This is a genomic window from Sphingomonas sp. (assembly GCF_030145815.1).
Lineage (GTDB): Bacteria > Pseudomonadota > Alphaproteobacteria > Sphingomonadales > Sphingomonadaceae > Sphingomonas.
In genome coordinates this window covers 21,026-46,126 of the sequence record NZ_JAIXHL010000003.1, presented here as the reverse complement: position 1 = coordinate 46,126, position 25,101 = coordinate 21,026, and the positions used below count along the sequence as shown (strand labels likewise).

Annotated in this window: 22 protein-coding genes; 5 read left to right on the top strand and 17 right to left on the bottom strand. The window is 66.3% G+C overall.

Features of this window, described 5'->3' with window-relative positions:
• Positions 1-20 precede the first annotated feature (20 nt).
• The 11 genes from xrtA to KYX69_RS03220 all read right to left on the bottom strand — a co-directional run bounded on the left by xrtA (position 21) and on the right by KYX69_RS03220 (position 13,482).
• Entirely contained in the window at positions 21-1,481 is a 1,461-nt protein-coding gene (gene xrtA / locus KYX69_RS03270; RefSeq protein ID WP_367280179.1) for an exosortase A, read from the bottom strand.
• Positions 1,482-1,552: 71 nt separating this feature from the next.
• Positions 1,553-2,773, bottom strand: coding sequence for a TIGR03087 family PEP-CTERM/XrtA system glycosyltransferase (locus KYX69_RS03265; protein ID WP_300494184.1), 1,221 nt, complete (start codon positions 2,771-2,773; stop codon positions 1,553-1,555).
• Complete coding sequence (locus KYX69_RS03260) at positions 2,773-3,846, bottom strand: FemAB family XrtA/PEP-CTERM system-associated protein (protein WP_300493663.1); 1,074 nt, start codon at positions 3,844-3,846, stop codon at positions 2,773-2,775. The genes KYX69_RS03265 and KYX69_RS03260 overlap by 1 nt, the downstream gene beginning before the upstream one ends.
• Positions 3,843-4,712 carry an XrtA system polysaccharide deacetylase gene (locus tag KYX69_RS03255; protein WP_300493661.1) on the bottom strand — a complete coding sequence of 290 codons (870 nt, stop codon included), beginning with the start codon at positions 4,710-4,712 and terminating at the stop codon, positions 3,843-3,845. The genes KYX69_RS03260 and KYX69_RS03255 overlap by 4 nt, the downstream gene beginning before the upstream one ends.
• Before the next feature lie 2 nt (positions 4,713-4,714).
• Positions 4,715-5,821: an AAA family ATPase gene (locus KYX69_RS03250; RefSeq protein ID WP_300493659.1), complete on the bottom strand. Its 1,107-nt coding sequence runs from the start codon at positions 5,819-5,821 to the stop codon at positions 4,715-4,717.
• Positions 5,822-5,846: 25 nt separating this feature from the next.
• Complete coding sequence (locus KYX69_RS03245; RefSeq protein WP_300493657.1) at positions 5,847-7,442, bottom strand: hypothetical protein; 1,596 nt, start codon at positions 7,440-7,442, stop codon at positions 5,847-5,849.
• Entirely contained in the window at positions 7,439-8,449 is a 1,011-nt protein-coding gene (locus KYX69_RS03240; RefSeq protein ID WP_300493654.1) for an AAA family ATPase, read from the bottom strand. The genes KYX69_RS03245 and KYX69_RS03240 overlap by 4 nt, the downstream gene beginning before the upstream one ends.
• A 10-nt stretch (positions 8,450-8,459) precedes the next feature.
• On the bottom strand, positions 8,460-9,977 hold the full coding sequence (locus tag KYX69_RS03235; RefSeq protein ID WP_300493653.1) for an XrtA system polysaccharide chain length determinant: 1,518 nt from the start codon (positions 9,975-9,977) through the stop codon (positions 8,460-8,462).
• Between the two features lie 18 nt (positions 9,978-9,995).
• A complete protein-coding gene (locus KYX69_RS03230) occupies positions 9,996-10,640 on the bottom strand; it encodes an XrtA/PEP-CTERM system exopolysaccharide export protein (protein ID WP_300493650.1) in 645 nt (214 codons plus the stop codon).
• Positions 10,641-10,771: 131 nt separating this feature from the next.
• Entirely contained in the window at positions 10,772-11,974 is a 1,203-nt protein-coding gene (locus KYX69_RS03225) for a pyridoxal-dependent decarboxylase, exosortase A system-associated (protein ID WP_300493648.1), read from the bottom strand.
• Positions 11,971-13,482, bottom strand: coding sequence for an acyl-CoA ligase (AMP-forming), exosortase A system-associated (locus tag KYX69_RS03220; protein ID WP_300493645.1), 1,512 nt, complete (start codon positions 13,480-13,482; stop codon positions 11,971-11,973). The genes KYX69_RS03225 and KYX69_RS03220 overlap by 4 nt, the downstream gene beginning before the upstream one ends.
• A gap of 121 nt (positions 13,483-13,603) precedes the next feature.
• Here KYX69_RS03220 and KYX69_RS03215 point away from each other — a divergent pair, with 121 nt between their 5' ends.
• Genes KYX69_RS03215 through KYX69_RS03200 form a run of 4 tightly spaced genes read left to right on the top strand, consistent with a single transcriptional unit; the run spans position 13,604 to position 16,168 of the window.
• Positions 13,604-13,876: an acyl carrier protein gene (locus tag KYX69_RS03215; RefSeq protein ID WP_300493643.1), complete on the top strand. Its 273-nt coding sequence runs from the start codon at positions 13,604-13,606 to the stop codon at positions 13,874-13,876.
• 41 nt (positions 13,877-13,917) lie between these two features.
• On the top strand, positions 13,918-14,574 hold the full coding sequence (locus KYX69_RS03210) for a hypothetical protein (protein WP_300493641.1): 657 nt from the start codon (positions 13,918-13,920) through the stop codon (positions 14,572-14,574).
• Entirely contained in the window at positions 14,562-15,368 is an 807-nt protein-coding gene (locus KYX69_RS03205; RefSeq protein ID WP_300493639.1) for a hydrolase 1, exosortase A system-associated, read from the top strand. Before KYX69_RS03210 ends, KYX69_RS03205 begins: the two co-directional genes overlap by 13 nt.
• Before the next feature lie 41 nt (positions 15,369-15,409).
• Entirely contained in the window at positions 15,410-16,168 is a 759-nt protein-coding gene (locus KYX69_RS03200) for an AAA family ATPase (protein ID WP_300493637.1), read from the top strand.
• A 285-nt stretch (positions 16,169-16,453) separates the two neighbouring features.
• Here the strand turns inward: KYX69_RS03200 and trxB are convergent, their stop codons facing one another.
• Positions 16,454-17,425, bottom strand: a complete 972-nt coding sequence (gene trxB / locus KYX69_RS03195; RefSeq protein WP_300493636.1) for a thioredoxin-disulfide reductase — start codon at positions 17,423-17,425, stop codon at positions 16,454-16,456.
• 164 nt (positions 17,426-17,589) lie between these two features.
• On the opposite strand from trxB, the gene KYX69_RS03190 reads away from it, so the two are divergent.
• Positions 17,590-18,216, top strand: a complete 627-nt coding sequence (locus tag KYX69_RS03190) for a peptidylprolyl isomerase (RefSeq protein ID WP_300493634.1) — start codon at positions 17,590-17,592, stop codon at positions 18,214-18,216.
• On the opposite strand, the gene KYX69_RS03185 is transcribed toward KYX69_RS03190, so the two are convergent.
• From KYX69_RS03185 to KYX69_RS03165, 5 genes are all read right to left on the bottom strand, one after another.
• Positions 18,213-18,350 (bottom strand): hypothetical protein, encoded by a 138-nt coding sequence (locus KYX69_RS03185; RefSeq protein WP_300493632.1) that lies wholly within the window; start codon positions 18,348-18,350, stop codon positions 18,213-18,215. The two genes, KYX69_RS03190 and KYX69_RS03185, sit on opposite strands and share 4 nt — an antisense overlap.
• A gap of 106 nt (positions 18,351-18,456) precedes the next feature.
• Complete coding sequence (locus KYX69_RS03180; RefSeq protein ID WP_300493630.1) at positions 18,457-20,220, bottom strand: hypothetical protein; 1,764 nt, start codon at positions 20,218-20,220, stop codon at positions 18,457-18,459.
• Between the two features lie 115 nt (positions 20,221-20,335).
• On the bottom strand, positions 20,336-22,489 hold the full coding sequence (locus KYX69_RS03175; RefSeq protein WP_300493628.1) for a prolyl oligopeptidase family serine peptidase: 2,154 nt from the start codon (positions 22,487-22,489) through the stop codon (positions 20,336-20,338).
• Positions 22,490-23,355: 866 nt separating this feature from the next.
• The gene (gene rplQ, locus KYX69_RS03170; protein ID WP_300493626.1) at positions 23,356-23,778 is read right to left on the bottom strand and encodes a 50S ribosomal protein L17; all 423 of its coding nucleotides are present in this window, start codon (positions 23,776-23,778) and stop codon (positions 23,356-23,358) included.
• A gap of 200 nt (positions 23,779-23,978) precedes the next feature.
• Positions 23,979-25,043, bottom strand: a complete 1,065-nt coding sequence (locus KYX69_RS03165; RefSeq protein ID WP_300493624.1) for a DNA-directed RNA polymerase subunit alpha — start codon at positions 25,041-25,043, stop codon at positions 23,979-23,981.
• Positions 25,044-25,101 lie beyond the last annotated feature (58 nt).

Sequence of the window (25,101 nt, the reverse complement as noted above, 5' to 3'; positions counted from 1 at the left end):
CGAACCCCACAACTTGCCGCTCAATCGACTCCCGCCGCCCGATCCGCCAGCACATCCACCGGCGGCATCGCGCCCAGAAACCGCTTGATCGCTGCGCGGGTCGGAAGGTCGCCCTTCTCCGCCGACACCATCACCGCCACCGCGCGCTGCCGTCCGCCGAGCAGCTTCGCCTTGAGCGTCTCCGCCTTCACTCGCGACGGGCTTCCGGTCACCGCATCGCCAACGCGATACCACGTCACAACCTCACGCTCGACCGGTCCCGGAGCCGTCATCCGCAACGCACTCCCGCCCTCAAGCTCGGGCAGATCCTCGATCCGCACCCAGCTGTCATTCTCCCGGATCGCGCCCTGCCCGAATCCGACCAGCTCCTTGCCCTCGCGCTGGCTGGCATAGACCGCGATCACCAGATCGACCTGCGCCCCCATGCCGTCGGAATAGCGCGTCATCACGAAATGGTCCGCGCCGGGGAAGTTGGGCTTCCACAGCGCGCGGGTGCTCAACGGAACCTGCGTCCACCCCGCCACCTGCGGCGCGACGACCTTCGCTGGCAGCGTATCGGCGCGCGCGGCGATCACCCCCGCCCAGGCCATGAACAGGCTGACAATCGTCAGAGCCACCAGCGCCACCACCGCCGGCATCTGCGCCTTCCCCGGCCAGCGCGCCTGCAGCTTGGCCGGATCGAACCACGGCGCATCCGGATCGCGGTCGAACCACTTCCACCCGATCGCCAGCACGCCCGCCATCACCGCGCCAAAGAATACCCAGCCATAGAGGATATGGTCGAACCCCGTCGCCGCCTCGACCGATGTCAGATACGCGGCATAAACCGTCCCGAACGCGCGCACGCCATTGGCCAGCATCGGCACGATCAGCGCTACGGCCATGAACGCCACCCGCCGCGCCCAGCTGGTGTAGCAGACGTTCGCCACCAGTGCGCCGTACGCGATCATCGCAATCACGAACTTCGCGCCCGAACACGCCTCGGCCACCTCGAAATAGCCATTAGGAGTTGTGATCAGCACGCCATCGACATGCGCCGGCACCCCGAACAGGTCGAGCAGCGGCACCAAAATCGCAACGGTCAGATCTTGAAGCGGCTTTTCCAGCCCCTCCCCGAACGGCACGAGGAAGATCATGTACGCCAGCGGAAACGCCAGCGCCCGCACCACATTGGGCCCGAGCAAAGCGACCACCGCGCCCTGCAGCATGACCACAAGGCCAAGATGCCGAAACAGCGCCACGCCCGCCGCATCGCCGAGCAGCCACGCCCCCGCGCCACCCGCGACGACAATCAGCCCCGGCCACCAGGCATCGGGCCGCACCTCGGCGAGGTCGGCCCGACGCTGCCACACCAGCCAACCCACGACCGGCGCCACGAACAGGCAATGGCCGAACGTCGTATTGGTCCAATAAATCGCGGCCAGATCGCCGACATCGCCGCGGAACAGCAGCAACAGCACGGCCCATACGCCCGCCAGCATCGCGGCATGCCGCTGCCAGCGCGCATCGAACAGGGGCGTCGCCGCCACGGGCATCGCCGCGCTCGCCACGTTCAAGCCGCCGCCGGACGGTCCAGCCGCCGGTCGTTGCGCCCACGCAGCCCGACAATGTCGTCCAGAACCGACAGGCGCGCGTCCCAGCTATAGTGATCGATCACCCGCTGCCGCGCGAGCGCACCGAACTCGGCGCCGGTTTTCGGATCGGCAAGGATGCGGTTCACGGCGTCGGCAATCTCGCCCACGGTCTCACCGACCTCGATCGTGCCGCCATGGTCGATGCCAGTCGCCGCCGCGGCAGAGGCCACGACCGGCCGCGCCATCGCCATTGCCTCCAGCACCTTGTTCTGCACCCCGCGCGCCAGCTTGAGCGGCGCGACGACGACCGACGCCGCCTGCAGCCATGGGCGGACATCCGCCACCTCGCCGGTTACGGTAACGCCCGGATGCTTGGCCAACGCCTTGACCGCGTCGGTCGGCTTGCGCCCGACAATGGCAAAGCGCGCATTGGGATGGCGCAGCCGGATATGCGGCAGGATCGTCTCGACGAACCAGGTCACCCCTTCGATATTCGGGCGATAGTCCATCTGGCCGGTGAACACGATCAGCTCGCCCATCGTATCGATACGCTTGAACTGCGCGCCCGGATCGAAAATGCTGGTGTCGATGCCGTTGCACACCGCATGGACCCGCTGGGCCCCGGTGCGCGCGCGGAACAGCTCCGCCTCCTCTTCGCTGACGAACAGGCTCGCATCGGCGCGCGCGGCGATCGCCTTTTCGTGCGCGCCGAGCAGCTGTGCCTCGCGCCGCATCATCCAGCCTGCGAAGCCGCGGCTGGTCGCGCCATAGCTCGCGAACTTGGCCGAATCCATGTCGACAAAATCCATCACCACGCGCTGACGCGGGCGCAGCGGCACATATTGCGCCATCTGGCTGGAAAAGACGTAGATCGTGTCGATCGCATGCCGCGCCAGCATCGATTCAACCGCGCGATGCACCTCGGCATTGTCGAATGCGGTCAGCGAAACGGGACGATGCGACAGCAACGACTGCACGCCCGCCCATGCCTGCGGCTTGCTGCGCCACACGATCTGACGGTTGCCGGTCAGCTTGGCGAGGCCCGACTTGCGCTTGAGGTCAGCGGGATCGTCGGCAAATGCCACCAGATGCACGCGCTTGCGCTCGCTCAGGTAGCGGATGATGTTGAACGCGCGGATCTTGTCGCCGCGGTCGGGCGGAAACGGCACGCGATGCGCGAGGAACAGGATATCGCCCATCAGCCGAGCCCCCGCGAAATCCACGGCCCGACACGATTGGCGATGGCCAGCGGCAGCTTGCTCCAGACGGCGACCTGCAGCCGGTATTTGGGGTTGAGCGGATTAGCATCGCGGATCGCCGCGCCATCGGCGACGCGGTCGTAATAGGTCAGCGGCTGCGGCTCGAAACCCCAATTCTTCTTGAACGCCGCCGCCCCGGTGCCGACCTTAGACCGACCGAAATCGAACCGCGTGCAGCCGCGGGTCCGCGCATGGCGCATCAGTTCGAAATACATGCGGTCATTGGCGCGCAACCGGCGCGCCTCCGCCGTGCCGCCACCCCAATAGGGAAACACCGTCCGCCGCCAATAGAGACTCAACACAGCGGACACCGCCTTACCCTCACGCCGCACAACCAGCACATCGGCTGCGCTACCAAATTCCTGCAACACTTCCGTGAACAGTGCACGCGGAAACACCGGCGTACCCAGATTGCGCACCGATTCCGCATAAACGGCATAATGCGCCGCCACATCGGCAGGATCGCGCCCAACCGAAATGTCGAGATCGATGTCCAGCGCCTTGCGCACCTCGGCGCGCTGCTTGCGCGGTATGGCGAGCAGTTCGGCATCGTCATCCTCGGCCAGCGGACGGGCAAAGCCGACATAATGGCTGTCGTCCACCGTCCATTCCAGCCCCGGCCGCGGCCCGCCGCGCACCTCGACGCTCGGACAGCTCAGCCGCTCGGCGAGCGCCCAGCACGCCTCGGCCAGCGCCTCGGCCACCACCGGCTTGTCGGCCAAAATACCACCGCCCACGCCGAACCCGGCGGATGCCAGCACTCGCCCGAACAGCGGCGAGTGCAGTTCGGTCAGCGGCATCACGCCTACGATCCCACGCTCGCCGCGCTCCGCGACCAGATAATGCGCGCGCTGCCCACACCCCTTCGCCACTGCCGCGCTCCACGCGGGCAGGTGAAACGGCGTCGCATCGCGATGCTCATGGACATAGGCACCGATCCGCGCACGATCGATCGTATCGGTCAGATCGGCAACGCGCAGCGTCATCGGGCGGGCCAGCATCGGCGCATTCATGCCGCCACCTCCAGCACCGGAGCCGCGTCGAGCAACGCCGCCTCTTCCGCCGCTACCCGGTCCGTGCGGTCCCAGCGATGCCCCGCGAACAGCGTCCGCAACTTCCCCGCCATCGCGCCCAGCCGGCTGTAATGCCGTAGCTTCGACTTGAGCGGCGCATTCTCGACGCGCGGCTGGCCCGGATCGACCTCCCATGGATGAAAATAGAACACTGCTGGCTGGCCGCCTGCGTTCATCGCGCGGATCGCCCCCTGCACGACGCTGCCCGGCAACAGACGGAAAAACCCGCCACCAGTGGTCACTTCGCGCCCCAGGAACCGCGCGGTGGTCACCGGCAATTCGATCAGATCGCTCCCCGCCACCGGGCGATAGGCGCGGCGCGGCGCATCGGCCCAGCCATAATGGTCGTGCCCAATCGGCGCGACGCTCGACGAATAGGCATAGCCCTCCTCCGCGAGCACCTGATGCGCCCAGGGGGTCCGGACGTCGATCGAGAAGCTCGGCGCGCGATACCCGCTCACCTTCTGCCCGGTCGCGTCCTCCAGCACCGCGCGGGCGCGTCCGATATCGGCGCGAAACTGCTCCGGCCCCATGGTGAACACGCGCTGGTGGTCCCAGCCATGGCTCGCCACCTCATGCCCGGCATCGGCGATGCGCCGCATCAGCGCGGGATAGCGCTCGGCCACCCAGCCCAGCGTGAAGAACGTCGCCTTGACACCCCCCTCGCCGAACAGCGCCAGCACCTTGTCGGTATTCGCCTCGACGCGATGCTCGAGCGACGCCCAGTCGTCGCGGGCGATCACGGTCTCGAACGCGCCGACCTGGAACCAGTCCTCGACATCGACCGAAAGGGCGTTGGCGATCATCGTCAGGCAGCGGCTCCCCGCCGCGTCGGCCGGGCATCCTCGACCTCGATGAAATCGACCATCAGCGTCAGCACGCGGCGCAGCGCCGCATCCTGCTCCTCGATCCGCGCTTCCAGCTTTGCGAAGCGCGCCGCCAGATCGGCATCAATGACCGGAGCCGGTGCAGGCGCAGGGGCTGCCGCAGGCGCGGCCGGAGCCGAAACCTCGCGCCGCAGCGCCTCGCGCGCGGTCTGTGCAACCTCGGGTGGTGCCGGAACCGGAGCCGAACGCGCGGGCGCGGAGGGCGGCATCGCCCCCGACAGATCGCCTTCCAGATCGGCAATCACCGCCTCGACGTCCGCGCCGGTAAAGCTCGTAATCTCCTCGATCGCGCCCAGCAGCAGCACGCGCCCCGCGAGCAGGTTGACCTTGCGCGGAATGCCGCCCGACCAGCGATACATCGCCGCCACCGCATCATTGGTGAAGCGCGGCTTGCCCCGCCACCCAACGCACGACAGGCGGTGGATCAGATAGGGTTCCAACTCATCCGCGCCCATCGGGTCGAGCGCATGCATCGCGATCACCCGCTGGCGCAGCTGATCGAGCCGCGGATCGGACAGGCGCGCGCGGAACTCGGGCTGGCCGAGCAGGAAGATCTGCAACAGCGGATAGCCACCCGCCTGAAAATTGGAGAGCATGCGCAGCTCCTCCAGGCTCTCCAGCGGCAGCGCCTGCGCCTCGTCTGCGATCAGCAGCGTCCGCCGCCCCTGCCGCGCCACCGCGTGCAGCTGTTTCTCGATCGCCGCGAGCAATTGCGCCTTGGCCAGATGCGTCCCGTCGATGTTCAGCCCCGCCGCGACCATCAGCAACAGGTCCTCGGCCTCGACCTGGGTCGTGACGATCTTGATGACGTGCAGCCGCTCGGGGTCGATCGTCTCCATCAGGTGACCGACCAACGTCGTCTTGCCCGCGCCGGGCGCGCCGGTGATGACGATGAACCCCTCGCCCTGGCTCACGCCATAGCCGAGATAGGCCATCGCCTTCTTGTGCGTGGCGGTATCGAACCAGAACGCCGGATCCGGCGTCAGCTGGAACGGTCGCCCGCTCAGTCCGTAATGGTCGTCGTACATCCTGCCATCCCTGGACCAAAAACCTTCAGAAACCGTAGCGAAGGCCAAGCTGCGCCTGTGCCTGGGTGCTGCTGCCCTCGCCATCGACCTCGAAGCTGGAGATGCCGACCGACGCCACGGCGCTCAGCGGCCCGAAATTATGATAATAAGATCCAGCCGCGCCACCGCCGAACACGCCCGGCGCCCCGGCGATGCTGCTCTGATAATAGTTGACGAACATATTGCCGTTCACCCCGGACCGGCCGCCCAGCGCGCGCGACGCGAACAGCTGGGCATAGTAAGTGTCGTCGCTGCTCCCGGCCAGCACCGAACTACCCGCCGGGACCAGATAGCGCCGGTTGGCATAGCCCGCGCCCAGCCCCAGCGTGGTGCGGCCCGAGTTCATCGCCAGCACGCCCGTGACGCCACGCGCGCGATAGTTGGCGCTCGCCACCGAACCCAGCGCATTGGTCAGGCACCCGCCCGCCGCGCTGCCGCTGTCGCCGAAGATACAGCCATCGAACTGGTCACCGAACGAATCGGTCGGCACGTTGAAGCTGGTCGGCAGTGCGGCAAGATCGCTCGCCAGCTGACGGCCAAAGCTCTGCACCGAATCATATACGCCGACCTGCAATCCCGAACGGCGCGAAATCTGCCACTGCAGCGACCCGGTGTAGCTCATCGAATCGTACCGACGCCCCGCCCGCGCCTCGAGCATCAGCCGCGCATTGGGCTTGTACAGCACGCCCGCGTCCCAGAAGATGCCCTCAATTTCGTACGCGATGCGCGGCGGCGATGCCGGATCGGTCACGAACCGCCCTGCCCCATCGCGCACGATCGCGCCGGTCCCGTCGCGGAGCGCGTCCTTCTGCGTGATCTCGATCTTCTCGTAACCGACACCGCCCACGACCGCGAGCCCGCGACCGATCGGCAGCACCGCCTCGACGCGGCCATACTTGCCGTCGAACTTCTGGTCGAGCTGGCTCATCTCCTCGCGCTGCCACGCACCCGCGACGCTCAGCCCCACGGGCAGGATCGTCCCCGCCTTCACCCCTGCGCGCACCTGCGCCAGATGATTGGTCGAGCTGTCGAACACATCGACCGCCGGCGCCGCGGGATCGATCGACGAAATCGTCGGCGCCTCGACCTTGGTATAGCCGAAACGATAGGCCGCACTCACGCTCGCCGGACCGTTGCCGGTATGGAACGTCGGCCCGCCATAGACCGAATAGACCTGGCTCACATTGCGGACATTGCCCGCCAGATTGGTCGGCGCATCGCCGCGAATGTCGCTGCGCGCCCGCGTCGCCAGCGCGCCGCCCTCGACCGTGAATCCGGGCGCGACCTTCACCGCCGCACGCGCCAAGCCGCTATGCGTATCCTGATCGGCAACCGGCTTCTGATAGTCGAAGCGGCGTTCGTACTTGTACGACAGCTGCACCTCGACTCGGCGCGTCTGGATCGACGCATCGATCCCCGCACCGACGGTGGAGTAGGTCAGCACCTCGCCCCCGCCCGACAGGTCGGCGACCAGCACCTGGCCCGCATCGACATAAGGGGTGATCGACTTGCTCTTGTCCTTCGCCAGCGCAGGCGCGGCGATCAGCGTGGTGGCGGCCAGCGCCGCGGCGAACAACCTCATTGGTCGGGCTCCCCATAATAGGCGCCATAGCTCCCGAACCGGCGACCATTGGGTTGAAGGGAAACGCTGTTGAGCAACAACTGGATATGGTCGCACCCGTCGAGCAGGCCGACGGCGTCGCGCAGTTCATTCTCGCGCGTGCGGTCGGCGCGGACCACCAGCATCACCTGACCGACATGGCTGGCGAGCGCGCTGGCGGGCGATGCGGCAAGGATCGGGGGCGAATCGAAAATCACGATGCGGCGCGGATTGGCCGCCGCCAGTCCGTCGAGGATCGCGTGCGCCCGTTCGCTGGCAAGCAATTCGGTATCGGCAACGCTGCGCGTACCGGCGGGCAGGACCGACAGCTGCGGCACATCGGTGTCGATGATGCAGTCCTCGACATTCTTGACGCCACCCGACAGCGCATCGAGCAGCCCGGGACCGTCCGTCGCACCCAGCCGCGCCAGCACATCGGGCTTGGCAAAATCGGCGTCGACCAGCAGGATTTCGACATCTTTCTCCGCCGCCAGCGAAAGCGCCAGGTTGATCGCGCAGAAGGTCTTGCCGTCATTCGGCTTGGCCGAACAGACCAGGATCATCCGCGACCGATCGTCCGCCCCCTCACCCCCGCCCGCACGGATTTGCCGCGCGGTGGTCAGCAGCTGGCGCTTCACCAGCCGGAATTCCTCGGCAAGCGCGGTGACGGTCGCGCCGGGGACGAGCATGCCATGCTCGGCCAGCTTCTTGCGATCGATCGCCACGCGCCGACGCGCGCTCGGCTCCTGCACCGGCTGCGCAACCGCGACGGGCTCGGGCCGGACCAGCGGCGCACGCGGCGCTTCGACCGCGCCGAACACCGGAATGTCATGGCGCGGCTTGGCCACCGGGGGAGTAACGGGAGCCGGAGCCGCCGCCTGCTGCGCCGGAGCATGTTGCTGCGCAGCTTGGCGCTGGACGAACGCCTGATGCGCCGCCGCCCGCTCCACCAGCGATCCGCCAAGGCGTTTGGGAGTCTGGTCGTTCATCGCCTGTCCCTCACGCGCTCATGCCGCGCTGGAGCATTTCCAGCCCCAGCAACGCCACCCATGCGACCACCAGCCCCGCCGTCGCCGCGGCAAACATCTGCTGCCGCTTGCGGCGCAGCGCGGTCTGCGCGGCCGTCACAACTTCGCCGATCGATCCGATCACCGGCATCCCGCTCATCTTCTCCAGCCGTGCCGTGGTCGGGAATGTCCCCGCCAGCTGGCTCAGGCCGAACGCCACGGCCAGACCGGCACCCAGCCCGACGATCAGCACGCCCGTCAGCAACAGCGGCCGGTTGGGCGCGGTCGGCGAACGCGGTGCGGTCGGCGGATCGATCACGTTGAACTTGACGGCGTCGGCCTGCCCCGCCGCCTGGCTGCGCAGCTTCACCTGCTCGCGATCGGCGAGCAGCTTGTCATACGCCGCCTTGAGCACCTGATAGTTGCGGTCGATCTCGGCCTGTTCCTGCGCCGCCGCCGGATCGCCCGCGATCTTCGCGTCGATCGCGGCCATATCGGCCTCGATCTGCGCCTTGCGGTTGGTCAGCGCGGCGACCTGCGCCGACTTGTCGGCCTGCATCGCGCGCAAGCTCAGATACAGCGGGTTGGCACTCGCGCCACCGCCGCCCGAGTAAACCGGTTCGTTGCGCGCAGCACTTTGCGCCGCCGACAACTGGCTCTTCAGCGCAATCACGTCGGGATGGCTGTCGGTCCAGCCGCGCGCCCGCGCCTCGGCCAACTGCCCCTGGATCGCCGACAGCCGCGCGCGTGCCGGTCCGGCAACGCCGCCGCCGCCCGCGCCCGCCACCGTCGCCGATGTCCCCGCCATCTGGCCATTCACGGCGGCAAGCGCGCTCTGCGCCGCCGCCAGCTCTTGATTGACCTGCGCCAGCTGCGTCCGCGCCGCCGACAGCCGCTCGGACAGCGTGCCGGTGCCGGGCAGCGACCCCAGATACCGATCCTGGAAATCCGCCTTCTTGGCCTCGGCCTCCTGCAACGCCTTCTGTCGCTGGGCGAGCTGCTGGTCGAGGAACTGGAGCGACTGGCTCGCCTCGTCGCGGATCGTGCCGAGATTGTCCTCGACGAAAATGTCGATCAGCTTTTGGACGATGGTGCGCGACAATTTGCCGCTGTCCGCGGTCGCGGTGATCTCGAACAGATTGTCCTGCTGCGCGGTGATCTTGATCTTCTTCTGCAGCCCCGCCACCCGGTCCGCGACATCGCGGTCGGTGGCGACGGTGTTGGCGAGGTCGGTGCCGCGCACCACCTTTTCCAGATTGGTCGCGCTCGCCAGCGTCGTGCGGACGCGGTCGATATCCTTCTGCTGCTCCTGCTGGGTCGCAATCCCCTCGCCGGGCAGGATCGAGCGCAGCTGCACGAAGATGCGCGCACGGCTCTCATATTGGTTGGGGATTTGCGACACGACCAGCCAGCCCGCCAGGCATACGGCCCAGGCGACGGCCACGGCGATCCACCGGCGTTGCCACACGCCGTGAAGTGCCGTCCTGATCTCGTCCCACAATCCCCCCACCGGGCGGTCTCCGTCTGGTTAGAACATGCTTTCGGGAATGATGATCACGTCGCCCGGCTCCAGCCGGACGTTCGCGCTGGTGTCGCCATTCTTCAGAAGATCGGACAGCCGCACCTTATATTCACGCTGCTTGCCCGAAGCCTTGTCGTAGCGGACCAGCCGCGCACGATTGCCCGCCGCAAATTCGCTCAGGCCACCCACCGCGATCATCGCGTCGAGCAGTGTCATATTGGCGCGATAGGGCAGTGACGCCGGCTTTTCGGTCGCACCGACGATGCGCACCTGCTGGCTGAACGTGCCCGAGAAGCTCTTGACCACGACCGACACGATCGGATCCTTGATATACTCGCCCAGCGCGTATTTCAGGTCGTCGGCCAGCATCGCGGGCGTCTTGCCCACCGCCGGCATGTCGCTCACCAGCGGCGTGGTGATGCGGCCATCGGGGCGCACCTGCACCTCGGCCGACAATTCCTGGTTGCGCCAGACAAAGATCTGCAGCGTGTCGAGCGGGCCGATGACATATTCCTCGCCCGGCCCCTCGCGGCTCGCGACGAATGCGGTCGGCGGCAGCTCCGGCCGGTTCCCGCCGCCCATACAGCCCGAAAGCGCCACCGCCATCATCAGCGGAAGCGCCAACTTCTTGCCGGCATGTCCCAAACGCATCACAATCGAACCTCCTGACGCCCGCGCGGCCTCGGCGTCCCGGGGCCATGACACGAACAACCGCTTTGCTATGGCGGTGGGAGGTAAAGATTGCGTTAGGAACGCCGCAGCTGGCGGCGTGACGTCATGGTTTAGGCGACGATCTCTGTTGCGGGTCCGTGGCCCAGGAAGCCAGCTGGACTCGCACTCGCGCCATACGCCCCGGCCAGGAACACAGCGACCAGATCACCCACCTGCGCCTCCGGCAGCGCGACCTTGTCACCCAGCCGATCCAGCGGCGTACACAGCGGCCCCACGACCGAAACCGTCTCCGTCGCCTCCGCACCCATCTTCCCGACAATCGCAATCGGATAGTTGCGCCGCACCACGGTCCCGAAATTGCCCGAAGCGGCGAGCTGGTGGTTCAATCCCCCGTCACAGATCAGAAACGTCTCGTCCCCGCTCACTTTCCGGTCGACGATCCGCGTCAGATACACGCCGCACTCCGCCGCGATCCACCGCCCCAGCTCGATCGCATAGGCCTGATCCGGCTCCAGCACCTCAGCCAGCCGCGCGCCGACCAGCCCGATGTCCACCGGCGTATCACCAGCGAAATAGGGCACACCCAGCCCACCCCCGATATTCACCAGCGGCGCCTTCGTCCCGACCGCCTCGGCCAGCTCGCGCGCCAGCCCGACGGTCGCCGCCTGCGTCTCGCAGATCGCTTCGCTGTCCAGCGCCTGCGATCCCGCAAAGATATGAAATCCGCGCCAGTCCGCCCCCGCAGCGATCAGCCGCTTGACCAGATCGGGCACCCGCACCGCATCGATTCCGAACGGCGAAGGCCGCCCGCCCATCTTCATGCCCGAACCTTTCAGCTCGAACGACGGATTGACCCGCACCGCCAGCTTCGGCGTCGCGCCCAAGCGCTCGCCGATCGCCAGCGCCCGATCCGCCTCGCCCTCCGACTCCAGGTTCAGCGTCGCCCCGGCAACAATCGCCGCCTCCAGCTCGACATCGCGCTTCCCCGGCCCGGCAAAGCTGATGTGCCCCGCATCCTTGACCGCCAGCGCCGTTGCCAGCTCGCCCCCCGACGCCACGTCCAGCCCACCGACGAGCGGCGCCACAGCTGCCAGAAACGCGGGCAAGGGATTGGCTTTGATCGCAAAATGAATCTCGACGGCATGCGGCAGCGCCGCGCGCAACTGCCCGATCCGCTCCCGCACGATGGCCGTGTCATAGACGAACAAGGGCGTCCTCGCCTGCGCCACCCAGTCATGCGTCGCGCGCCCGGCGATCCGCAACTCCCCGCTCTGCCCCGCAAAATAGGGGGGGATCGGCCCCATCGGCTTCATGCCAGCATCTCCGCCTTCAGGCCCGACCGGTCGAGCTTCCCGTTCGCATTGCGCGGCAAATCCTCGCGCCACACATAGCGCGCCGGCTGCATGAACGCCGGCAACTCGCGTCGCAACCGCTCGCGCAATGCCGCCTCAGCCGCCTCTGCCTCACCCCGCGCCACCGCGATCACCACCACCGCCTGCCCCAGCCGCGCGTCGGGCACACCCAGCGCGACAGCCTCGCGCGCCTCGCCCCCGGCCAGCACCGCTTCCTCGACCTCGGTCGGGCTGATCCGGTTGCCCGAGGATTTGATCATCTCGTCATCGCGCCCGACGAACCGCAATAGCCCGTCCGCGCCCTCGACTACCGTATCCCCCGAAAACACCGCCATCCCGCCATAGCTGGACTCCGCCGGAGCAGGCTTGAACCGCAACGCGGTCCGCTCCGCATCCTGCCAATAGCCTTGCGCGACCAGCGGCCCGGCATGCACCAGCTCCCCCGCCTCGCCCGGATCGGCGCGCGTGCCATCGGACCGCACCACCATGATCTCGGCAAAGGGGATCGCCCGTCCCATCGACTCCGGATGCGCGTCCACCAGCGACGGATCGAGATAGGTCGACCGAAACGCCTCGGTCAGCCCATACATCGGATACAGTGCGGCCTGCGGAAACCGCGCCCGCAACCCGCGCACCATGCCAATCGTCAGCGCCCCGCCCGAATTGGTCAGCCGCTTCAGCTTCGCCGCGACCTCGACCGGCCAATCGGCCTCCAGCAGCTGCGTCCACAGCGGCGGCACCCCCGCAATGGTCGTGGCGTCATGCCGGTCCATCGCCTTGATGACGTCGCGCGCGGTCAGATAATCCAGCGGGATCACACGACCGCCAGCGGCCCAGGTCGACAGCAGCTGGTTCTGCCCATAGTCGAAGCTCAGCGGCAGCACGCCCAGCACGCGGTCGTCCGGCGTCACCTTCAGATAATGCGCCACGCTGATCGCGCCGAGCCACAAATTGGCATGGCTCAGCATCACCCCCTTGGGCCGCCCGGTCGAGCCGGAAGTATAGAGGATTGCCGCCAACCCATTCGGATCGCGCGCGGAATAGGCCAGCCCCTCGCCCGCCAGCGGCGCGTCGGCATCGAACACGACGCGGCACCCTGCTGGCACATCGCCCTCTTCCAGCGTCCCCGCCCGCGCGCCTTGAGTCAGCAACAGCCGCGCCCCGCTATCGGCCAGAATATGCGCCACCTGCGCGCGCTTCAGCACCGGATTGACCGGCACATGCACGAATCCCCCCCGCGCCGCCGCCAGCGGCATCACACACGCATGCCGCGTCTTGGGCAGCCAGGTCGCAACGCGATCCCCCGGCTCCAGCCCCTGCCCGCGCAACCACCACGCCAGCGCCGCCACCGCGCCCTCCAGCTCGGCATAGCTCAGCGTCCCCGCACGATCCTCCAGCGCCACGGCGTCAGGCGCACCGCGCGTCGTCAGCGCATCGATCGGATTGGGTGTAGGGTCCAGTTCCACCATCGCGCCTGCATATCCCGCATCGGTTAACGATCCAGTGTCTATTATCGCTTAGCAGGTGCAGCACTTGGCATCGCCGCGTCCAGCGCGTAACGGGCGCCAAAACAACCGGGGAATTTGGGCCGTGCAGCCTGACGGATACAGTGAAGTCGAAGAAACCGTGCGCGGTGTGCTGCGCGACGTGCTGGGCATCGACGCCGCGCGCGCCGCAACCTTCGACGAGGCGACGCCGTTGTTCGGCGCGCTCCCCGAGCTCGACTCGATGGCCGTCGCCGGCGTGCTGACCGAGATCGAGGATCGCCTCGGCATCATCATCGACGATGATGAGGTCGATGGCGACATGCTCGAGACCTTCGGTGCGCTGGTTCAGTTCGCCGCGTCCAAGGCGCTCATCTGATCCGCGTCGACGCCTATGACTGGCCCGGCGGCCGCGAAGCGATGCTCCGCTTCGGCCCCGATACCGGCCCGGTCGTGGTCGTCGCGCTCCCCCTGTTCGAAGAAGCCAACCGCACCCGCGCCTTCGCGGTGACGATCCTGCGCGCGCTGGCCGATCGCGGCATCGCCGGAGCACTGCCCGACCTGCCCGGTCAGGGCGAAAGCCTGTTGCCGACCCACGAGACCGATCTCGCCAAACTCCGCGCAGGGTTCGCCGCAGCAGTCTCCAGCCTCAACACGCCCGCTTTCACCCTCGCCATCCGCAGCGGCGCCCTGCTCGACAGCGACGCCAGCGTCACCGCTCGCACCTACCTCTCCCCCATGACTGGAGCCGATCTGCGCCGCGAACTGATCCGCGCGCGCCAGGCATCGGCTCGCGAATCCGGGGAGCCGTTCGATCCCGCCAGCCTCGACACCGCCACCGACCCGGTCGAACTCGCCGGCAATCTGGTCGGCCCCACATTGCTCGCCCAGCTCAGCGACGCCACGCCGTCAGCCGAGCGAACCCGCACCGTCCGCCTCGCCACCGAAGCCAAGCCCGCCGACGCCAAGCTCCCAGGCACCCCGCTCTGGCGCCGCGCCGAGCCCGACAACGACCTCGCTTTCGCCCAGGCCGTGGCAGACGATATCGCAGAGTGGATCGCCACATGCGCCGCCTGACGCACTTCCCCTGCGCCGGCGAAACACTCGCCGCGACGCTTGACGAAGCGCCCGGCACCACCGGCCTGCTGATCGTCTCGGGCGGAAATGAAATCCGCATCGGCGCGCATCGCGGCATGGTCGAACTCGCCGCCACCATCGCCGCCGCCGGACATCCGGTATTCCGCTACGACCGCCGCGGCATTGGCGATTCATCGGGCGAAAACAACGGCTTCGAATCGACAGCGCAGGACATCTCTGAAGCCGCCGCCGCCTTCCGCCGCGAAGCCCCCCATCTCACCCGCATCGTCGCCTTCGGCAATTGCGACGCCGCCAGCGCGCTGATCCTGTTCCACGCACAGGCACCGATCGATGCCCTGATCCTCACCAACCCCTGGACGATCGAGCCCAGCGCCGAAGGCAACGACCTGCCCCCCGCCGCCGCGATCCGCTCGCGCTATCTCGAAAAGCTGAAAAGCCCCCGCGAACTTCTCCGCCTGCTCACCGGCGGCGTCAACATTCGCAAGCTAATCAGCGGTTTGGCCAAGGCATCGGTGAAACAGTCTCAACCCCCAACCAGCCTCCCCGCCCGCCTAGCCACATCGCTCGCGGCGGCCAAGGTGCCGGTAACGATCCTGCTCGCCGAACGCGACAACACCGCCCTCGCCTTCACCGACCACTGGAAGAGCACCGCCTTCGGCCCAGCCCGCAGCACCGCAACCCTGACCACCTGCCCAACCGACAGCCACAGCTTCGCGCGGCCGGCGGACAAGGCATGGCTGACGGAACGGGTAATCGATATCCTCAGCAAGTAAGCAGCCATTGCCGGTCGCCCTAGGAAGGCTATCCTGGCCCCATGGCCAAGCGACGCGACACCGAACTCCCGCCACCCTTCTTGCGGCACATCTGGCTGCCGCCGGAGGGCGGCGACGAGGGGGCTACCCGCGACGTCTATCCGTTCACACTCCCATTAATCCGCAACGGGGGCTTTGACTTTCGCTTCGAAAAGTCTGTGACCATCATCGTGGGCGAGAACGGCACGGGAAAATCGACGATCCTTGAGGCGATCGCGCAAAATGCGGGGTTCAATGAGGCGGGCGGTGGTCCGGGGATGCACGCAATCGAAGCAGCGACATCGTCAGGGTCCGACGCCGGAGCACTTGGTGCCCGGCTTCGCGCGGCATGGCTACCCCAAGTCAAACAGGGCTGGTTCTTCAGGGCCGAGACCTTTTTCTCGGTCGCTCGTTATCTGGATGAATCTGGCTCCCCCATGGCGGACTATTTGTCTGCGTCCCACGGCGAAGGTTTCATGTCCTTTTTCGAGGAGCGATTGAGCCGCCAAGGCCTCTACATACTCGATGAACCCGAATCCGCTCTATCCCCACAGCGCCAGTTCGATTTTCTGAAGCTGCTCCGTAGGCTACAGCGGGGAAACAAAAGTCAGATCATCATGGCGACGCATTCGCCCATTTTGATGGCCTTGCCTGACGCCGATCTGTGGCAGGTGGACGAGTTCGGTATTCAACCGGTCAGATTGGAAGATACAGCGCACTTTCGATTGTATCGCGAGTTTGCGATTTATCCGCACGAGACTGTCGAAGCAATGATCGACTAGCGCCGGACCCGCGCCAGCCGGGATGCGCCGTCAACAATGATCAGGGCTTTCCTACAAACCCCCAAAAAGCGCATAAACTGGTCGATGCGCCCCCGACTCGCCTTGCCCGGACCTACACGCCGCAATCCCGGCCCCGGCCAACCCGCGCGAAACGACGCCGATAGTGTAAAGCTAGTGTCAACTTCCGCGCTGCGGGCGCATGACACCCAGCGCATTCTGTCAGTTTCGTCTCCCGAACCTGACAGAACGACGCGCGTTGCCCGTAACTTCGTTAGCTTCCCCGGCTCACTCCGCCGCCTGCGCCACCGCTTCGAAATCCGCCTCGGCCAGAAACCGCTCGGCATCCAGCGCCGCCATGCAGCCGGTCCCCGCCGCCGTGATCGCCTGACGATAAACCTTGTCCATCACGTCGCCGCACGCGAACACGCCGGGCACGCTGGTGCGCGTGGTCCCGGTCTCGACGGTGATGTAGCTGTCCTCGTCCAGCTCCAGATGCCCGCGGAACAGCTCGGTCGCCGGGTGATGGCCGATCGCGACAAAGCCGCCCTCGACGTCGATGCTCGATTCCTCGCCCGTGACGGTATCACGCAGGCGCAGCGCCACCAGCCCTTCGGGATCGCCGCCGCCGACGAACTCGACGACTTCCTTGTTCCACAGCGTCTTGACCTTCGGATTGGCGAACAGCCGCTCCTGCAGGATCTTCTCGGCGCGCAGCGTGTCCCGGCGGTGGATCAGTGTGACGTCATGGCTGTGGTTGGTGAGGTACAGCGCCTCTTCGACGGCGGTGTTGCCGCCGCCGATCACCGCGACCTTCTTGCCGCGATAGAAGAAGCCGTCACAGGTGGCGCAGGCCGACGCGCCCTTGCCCTTCATCGCGTCTTCGCTCTCCAGCCCCAGCCACTTGGCCTGCGCGCCGGTCGCGATCACAAGGGTGTCGCCGGAGTAAACGGTGCCGCCATCGCCGATCAGGCGGAACGGGCGCTGCGACAAATCGACCTCGACGATCGTATCGTACATCATCTGCGCGCCGACATGCTCGGCCTGCGCCTGCATCTCGCCCATCAGCCACGGGCCCTGGATCACCTCGCGAAAGCCGGGATAATTCTCGACATCGGTGGTGGTCATCAGTTGCCCGCCGGGCTGGATGCCCTGCACCACGATCGGCGCCAGCCCCGCGCGCGCGCCGTAAATGGCGGCGGACAGGCCGGCCGGGCCGGAACCAAGGATCAGCATGCGGGTCGAGTGGGTGGCGGTCATTCTCAAATCCTGTTGGAGCCCCTGCATGGGGTGGCGGTGCCGCATCTAGGGGGTCGGCACCGCCAAAGGCAACATGGGTGGTGTGCCCCGCTCCGCCAGCAAAGCGATTCTGTTGTGGACGAAAGCCGGTTGAAGGGCGCCGCCCGGCTGGGCAGACTGGCGGCATGATACTCCGCCGCACCCTGCTCGCCGCAGCCCTGCTGCTCCCCCTCCCCGCACTGGCGCAGGAGGCCCCTACCCCGGCACCGACGCCCACGCCCAAGCCCGCGACACAGAAGGTGGCGCTCGACACCAGCTTCGGCCGCATCGTGCTGGAGCTGGAGACCGAACGCGCCCCGATCACCGCGCGCAATTTCCTGCGCTATGCCGATCAGAAGCGGCTCGACGGCATCGCATTCTACCGGACGGTCAGGGTCGCCGACAAATTCGGCTTCATCCAGTTCGGGGTCGACAACGATCCCAAGCGCGTCTTGCCCCCGATCAAGCATGAACCGACCACGCAAACCGGCGTGAAGCATGTGAATGGCGCGATCAGCACCGCCCGCTTCGCCCCCGGCACCGCGCGCGGCGAGTTCACGATCAGCGTGGGAGACCAGCCTTCGCTCGACGCCGATCCGACGCGGCCCGGCGACAATCTCGGCTATGCCGCCTTCGGCAGGGTGGTCGAGGGGATGGATGTGGTGTGGAAAATCCTCGACGCACCCACCTCACCGACCGCGGGCGAAGGCGTGATGAAGGGGCAGATGCTCAGCCCGAAGATCCGAATCTTGAAAGTAAGCCGGGTGCCTTAGGCGGCGCTGAACAGCAGGAGGACGAACAGCCAGAATAGCAGCGAACCACACACGACCATCAGGAAACCCGAACCGGCGGGCAGCGCGTCGTCCATCGGGTCATCCGGGCTGGCGATCTCGTGGTAAGAGGGCATGGCAACACTCCGCTCGATGCTGCCAAAGCTGCCACGTCCGGGCCGGGTTGCCCATAACGGGAAATTGCGATCGGGTTTCTACCTATGTATCCGTTAATCCATCGAATTACTGCGCCGGCGGGTATTTGTCGGCCAACGCGGCGCGGACATCGGCCACCTTGATCGCCCGCCATTGCCGCGACGGCTCCTCGCCCGCCGCCAGGCTGATCGGGCGGATCAGCAGACGATACTCGAACCCCTGCGGCGACCCGCCGCCGGCGCTATAGCCATAATAGCCATAGGTTACCGTGCGCTCGACCAGCAACGCGCTCTCGATGATGAAGGCATCCTTGCCCAGGCCGCGAACATGGTCCGCCGCGACCAGCATCGCCGCCTCTTCGACCATCGCCGGGCTCGCCGACAGGCTGCCCATCCGCAGATTGACCAATTGGGGATCGTCGCCCTTCATGACCCGATACCCTTCCATATCGGTACGCCAGAAGTTGCTCCCCTCATCCCGCATCTTGGGCTTGGCGGCGGCATGCTCGCCGCGCGGCAGCAGCTTGACCAGGTCGCCAAAGCCCAACTGCAGCATCTTGGTCATGCCAAGATCCTGCATCCGCCGGATCTCGTCGATCGTGGCATCGATCGCCCGTGCTTCGGCGGGACCATCGGCGCGAAGTTGTCCGATCAGGTCGGACATGACGACCATCGCTTCGCCGCGCGGCCGTTCGGGCTCGTCGGCGAGCGCCTTCATCGTCAGCTTGCCGGCACGCAGCCGCAGAGCGATGGCCCGCGACCAATCGTCCAGCACCTCGGTCGCCTTATCCCCTGCGGCAACGCGGCGGCGATAATCCTCTTCGACCCGCTTGGGCTGCTTGCGCCCGTCTGGACGCGGCGCCGGGGGTTCGACAGCAAAGGCTACCTCGTCCCGCGCACCTTTCAGCTCGATCGCCGACTGTTCGGTCTTTCCCGCCGCGAGCAGCGCATAGGCCCGGGCGCCCCGGATCGCCGCGCGACCTTCGATCTCCTCATACTTGCGATCCGCCTCACCGCTCAGCGTCCAGCCACCGCGATTCTTGGGCAAGTCGAAACTAATCTGTTCGGCGTAGAGCGCGGCATTCTCGAAATCGCCGGTTTGCAGCGCGATGAGCAGCATCAGCCGCAGCATCGCCGGGTTATACGATGCCTGTTCGCGCAATTGGGCGACGCGGTTGCCGCGATCGCTGTCGAACAACAACCGGATCGCCGACGCCAGCCGCCGCACGCTGGGCGAATAGGGGCGCCGCGCGACGATCGAATCGAGCAGTTTCTGCGCGTCCGCCGTCTTCTTGGTGCGATACAGCGCGACGGCACGCAGCGCGTCGCTGCCGAGGCGCGTGGCGGCAAGCTCCTCCGGTGTGGCATAGGTGGCGTGGAAGGTGTCGAATTCGTCCAGCGTGGCCAGCGCGGTGGCGTCGCTCTTCTCCGCGAGTTCGTGCAGGGCGCGGGCCCGGAGCAGCGAGAGGCGGCGATTGCGGAACTCGGGAACAAGCATCGGGTCGGCCAGCGTCCGCTCGCACGCTGCGCTGCCCTGCACGCCGAACGACCGCAAGCGGATGCCGTAGTTCGGGCCCAGACCGCCCCAGGCCCGGTGCTCGGGCTGCTTTTCGCCGGGCTTCAGCTTCTTTTTCGGGTTTGGGACCGGATAGCCGTCACAGACGACATAGTCTGCCGCGGTCGCGGGCTGCGGCGCGACCGGAACCGACGGGGTTGGCGGGGCCGGCGGACTCACCACGACCGGTGGCGGCGGGGATGGCACTTCGACCACCTTGGACTGGCCGGCCTGCGCACCGCTTGCCATCCCGCCGGTCGCCACTGCGCCGACCAGCGCTGCCCAGAATCTCTTCACCGAAAGCCCCCCAACGATTCGCCGCAACGATAACGGCAGCCAGTCAGGGCAGAAAGCGACAAAAATGCCGCGATCTCAACGGCCCCGGGGCATTGCTGTCCCCGGGGATCCGAACTTATTGGACCGGCTTGACGTCGAGCCCGGTCCACTTTGCGGCAAAGGCATAGAGGTCGGACGTCTCCTCGATCACCTTGTCCGTCGGCTTGCCCGCACCATGGCCGGCGCGGGTTTCGATGCGGACGAGGTGCGGCTTCGGCCCGATATCTGCGGCCTGCAGCGCGGCGGTGTATTTGAACGTGTGCCCCGGCACGACGCGGTCGTCGGTATCCGCCGTCGTCGCCAGGATCGCCGGATAGGTCACGCCCGACCGGATATTGTGATAGGGCGAATAGGCACGCAGCCGCTTCCAGTCCGCTTCCTTCGACGGATAGCCATAGTCATCGACCCAGTAGCGCCCGGCGGTGAAGCGGTCGAAGCGGAGCATGTCCATCACGCCCACCGCCGGCATCGCCGCCGCGAACAGGTCGGGTCGCTGATTGACCACCGCACCGACCAGCAGGCCGCCGTTCGAGCCGCCCTGGATCGCCAGCCCGTCCTTCTTGGTAATGCCCTGAGCGATCAGATATTCGCCAGCCGCAATGAAGTCGTCGAACACATTCTGCTTGTTCGCCAAGCGGCCGCCGTCATGCCACGCCTTGCCATATTCGCCGCCGCCGCGGATGTTGGCGAGCACGAATGCGCCGCCCTGCTCCATCCATGCGACCCGCGCCGCCGAAAAAGCGGGGGTATAGGCGATGTTGAAACCGCCATAGCCCCACAGGATCGTCGGCGCCGGACCGGTCGTCGTCTTCTTGCGCACCACGAACATCGGCACGCGGGTGCCGTCCTTCGACGTGTAGAATTTCTGATCGACGACATAGGCGGTCGGATCGAACGCGACCTTTGGCTGCGCCCACACCGTCGCCTTGTCGGTCGCGACATCGTAGCGGAAGATGGTTGTGGGATAGTTGAAGCTGGTGAAGGCGAAGAACGTCTCGGTCTCGTCCGGATCGCCGCCAAAGCCCGCGGCGGTGCCGATGCCCGGCAGCGTCACCTTGCCCAGCAGCTTGCCGTCGAGCGCATGGCGGCGCACTTCGGTCTTGGCGTCGACCAGATAGGACAGGATCAGCTTGCCGCCGACGATCGACGTGCCGTTCAGCACTGCCTGATCCTGCGGCACAATTTCGCGCGGAGTCAGATCGGCGCTGGCGACGTCGATCGTCACGACACGGCTGCGCGGCGCGTCCTTGTTGGTCGACAGATAGAAGGTCGATCCGACATTGCCGATCACCGACCATTCGTTGGTCAGTTCACCGATGATCGTCTTGGGCTTGGCCGCCGGGTCCTTGAGGTCGATGACGTGCAGCAGATTGCGGTTGTCGGTCCCCTCGCTGGTATAGATTACCAGCCAGCGGCCATCGTCGGTCAGGCCCGAATAATGGCTCTGCTTGGGCTGGCTGGGGGTTTCATAGACCAGCCGGTCGGCGCTCTGCGGGGTGCCGAGCTTGTGGAAATAGATGCGGTGATTTTCGTTCAGCGCCTGGAACTTGGCGTCCGCCGGCGGCTCGGGATAGCGCGAGTAGAAGAAGCCCGATCCATCCTTGGCCCACGACGCGGCCATGGTGAACTTGGCCCATTCGATCTTGTCGTCCAGCACTTTGCCGGTCGCGACGTCGAGCACGCGGATCGTGCGCCAGTCGCTACCGCCATCCTGGATCGAATAGGCGAGCAGCTTGCCGTCCTCTGACGGCAACCATTCGCCAAGCGCCGTCGCGCCATCCGCTGCCCAGGTGTTGGGGTCGATCAGCACGCGCCCTTCGCCGTTCAGGCCATCGCGGACATAGAGGACCGACTGGTTCTGAAGCCCCGAGTTGCGCGAGTAGAAGTAACGCCCGCCCTTGCGATACGGCATGCCGAACCGCTCATAGTCGAACAGCTTGGTCAGACGCGCCTTGAACACGTCGCGGCCGGGCAGCGTGTCGAGATAGGCGTCGGTCACCTTGTTCTGCGCCGCGACCCATTCGGCCACTTCCTTGTCGTTGCGGACATCGTTTTCGAGCCAGCGATAGGGATCGGCGACCTTTTCCCCGAACTGCTCGTCGACGACATCGACGCGGCGGGTATCGGGATAGGTGATCGGTGCAGTCATGGTCGGCGCGGACTCCGGGCTGGCAAAGGCAGTGGGGGTGACGAACAACAGTGGCAGGGCGAGAATCGACGCGCGGCGCATTGGTATCTCCTGAAACGGAACTGCCTTACCCTATTGCTACACCCGACCGGGTCAAGCGGGCGCCGGACGAAGCAGACAAAAAATGCGTCCTTTTCGGCCGACACGACCGCGAGGCACCCGCCAAGCGACCGCGACGCGCCGTGTAGGCGACATCCGCGCGACGACGACGCGACACCGGGTGGCGCTGTCCGGTTCGCGGTCACAGGCATCGATGGATGGGATCGCCGGGTACGCGCCAGCATAGATCAGAGAAAATCCAACAGTTGAAGGCCGTAGCTCAGGCGAAAGCGAGCAGCGCGCTTTCATGCGCGACCCACGCCATCACCAGCAGCGGGAATGTGGCAAAGGCGATCGCTACCGCATTGCTTGCGCCATGTCCGCTCGTCCGTTTCATCGAGTCCTCCTGCGCCGCATCGTTTGCAGGGCGCGTGCCAATTCGGCGATCGGCGGATTTCCGTCGGTTTGGCCGGTGCACGCTAGATGGGAAGTCGGACGCTGCGCCAAAGTTCAGCGATTCTTACGGGGGCGCAACATTTGCTTGGGATAGCGGGCCTTGCCGGAGTTGAAGCGATGTTGAGGCAGCGTGGAGCGGCCCCTTCCCCACTTCCGTCATCCTGAACTTGTTGCAGGATCCACGGCTCCTCAGGCGACTGAGGTGTTGGTGGAGGGGTGGATGCTGAAACAAGTTCAGCATGACGGACACAGGTAGAAGAAGGAGACCCTCCCCAACCCCTCCCGCAGGCGGGAGGGGCTTAAGAGGAAGTGGGAGGGCCTGTGCGCTGGCCTCAAACGCGAAGGGGCGGCCGCACCGTCGTGCGACCGCCCCAGCTCTGGTCGATGAAGTGCCCTAAATCGGGCTGCCCAAATCAGGCGGCTTCGTCGAAATCCTCGTCGGTCATCACCGGACCCGAGTCCTGGCCCTTGGCCGAGACGTCGCGGTCGACGAATTCGATGATCGCCATCGGCGCGGCGTCCGAAGCGCGCGGGCCGGTCTTGATGATGCGGGTGTAGCCGCCGTTGCGGTCGGCGTAGCGCGACGCGAGCACGTCGAACAGCTTCACCAGCTGCGCATCGTCGAGCAGACGGGCATGGGCGAGACGGCGGTTCGAAAGACCACCCTTCTTCGCAAGCGTCACCAGCTTTTCGACGTAGGGGCGCAGTTCCTTCGCCTTGGCGACGGTGGTGGTGATCTGCTCGTGCTTGATCAGCGCGGCCGACATGTTGCGGAACAGCGCAAGGCGATGCGCCGAGGTGCGCTGAAGCTTACGACCGCCGTACTTATGGCGCATGATATCTTCCTTCGTTCGTTAAGGGGCCGTCTTACGGAACCCCAGACCAGGCAGGGACGGTGCGCCCGCCGATAAATCCGTCGCCTCGGCGAAAGGGCACCCATCAAAGTAATACTTTGATGGGACCCAAGGCCGGGGCCGCTATGAGCAAAGTGCCACGCCAAGCGGCATGGCGGCCCCGGCCTTCGCCGGGGCGACGCTTAGCCCATAATTTCCTGCTCGAGCTTCTTGGCCATCTCTTCGATGTTCTCAGGCGGCCAGCCCGGGATTTCCATGCCGAGGCGCAGGCCCATCGACGACAGCACTTCCTTGATTTCGTTCAGCGACTTGCGGCCGAAATTCGGGGTGCGCAGCATCTCGGCTTCGGTCTTCTGGACCAGATCGCCGATGTAGATGATGTTGTCGTTCTTGAGGCAGTTGGCCGAACGGACCGACAGCTCGAGCTCGTCCACCTTCTTGAGCAGGTAGCGGTTGATCGTCGCCGTGTCGCTGCTGCCTTCCGACGCCGACGCCTGGGCGGCGAGGCCGACCGGGGCGCTGGTGCGGGTGATCGCCGAATCGTCGAAGTGGACGAACAGCGCCAGTTGGTCCTGCAGGATGCGCGCGGCATAAGCGAGCGCGTCTTCCGGCGTGACGGTGCCATCGGTTTCGATCGACAGGCTCAACTTGTCATAGTCGAGCTCCTGACCCACGCGGGTGTTCTCGACCTTGTAGCTGACCTGACGGACCGGCGAGTAGAGCGCATCGACCGGGATCAGACCGATCGGCGCATCGGCCGGACGGTTGGCACTGGCGGGGACATAGCCCTTGCCGGTGTCGGCGATCAGTTCCATGTTCAGCGTCGCACCATCATCGAGATGGCACAGCACCAGTTCCGGGTTCATCACTTCGATGTCGCCCGACACGGCGATGTCGCCGGCCTTGACTTCGGCCGGGCCGGTTGCGCTGAGCTGGAGGCGCTTGGCGCCCTCACCCTGCATGCGCAGCGCGATCTGCTTCACGTTGAGGACGAGATCGGTGACGTCCTCACGCACGCCGGCGAGCGAGCTGAACTCGTGCAGCACATTTTCGATCTTGATCGAGGTCACCGCCGCACCCTGCAGCGACGAGAGCAGCACGCGGCGCAGCGCGTTGCCGAGCGTCAGGCCGAAGCCACGCTCCAGCGGTTCAGCGACGAACGTCGCCTTCCGCTTGCCGTCACCGCCCTTTTTCTCAAGGCCGTTCGGCTTCTTCAGTTCCTGCCAGTTCTTTGCGTTGACAGACACAGGCTTCCCCTGGGTTGGGCAGGACGGGGCTATCCTGCCAGGATTGGAGCCGCCTCCA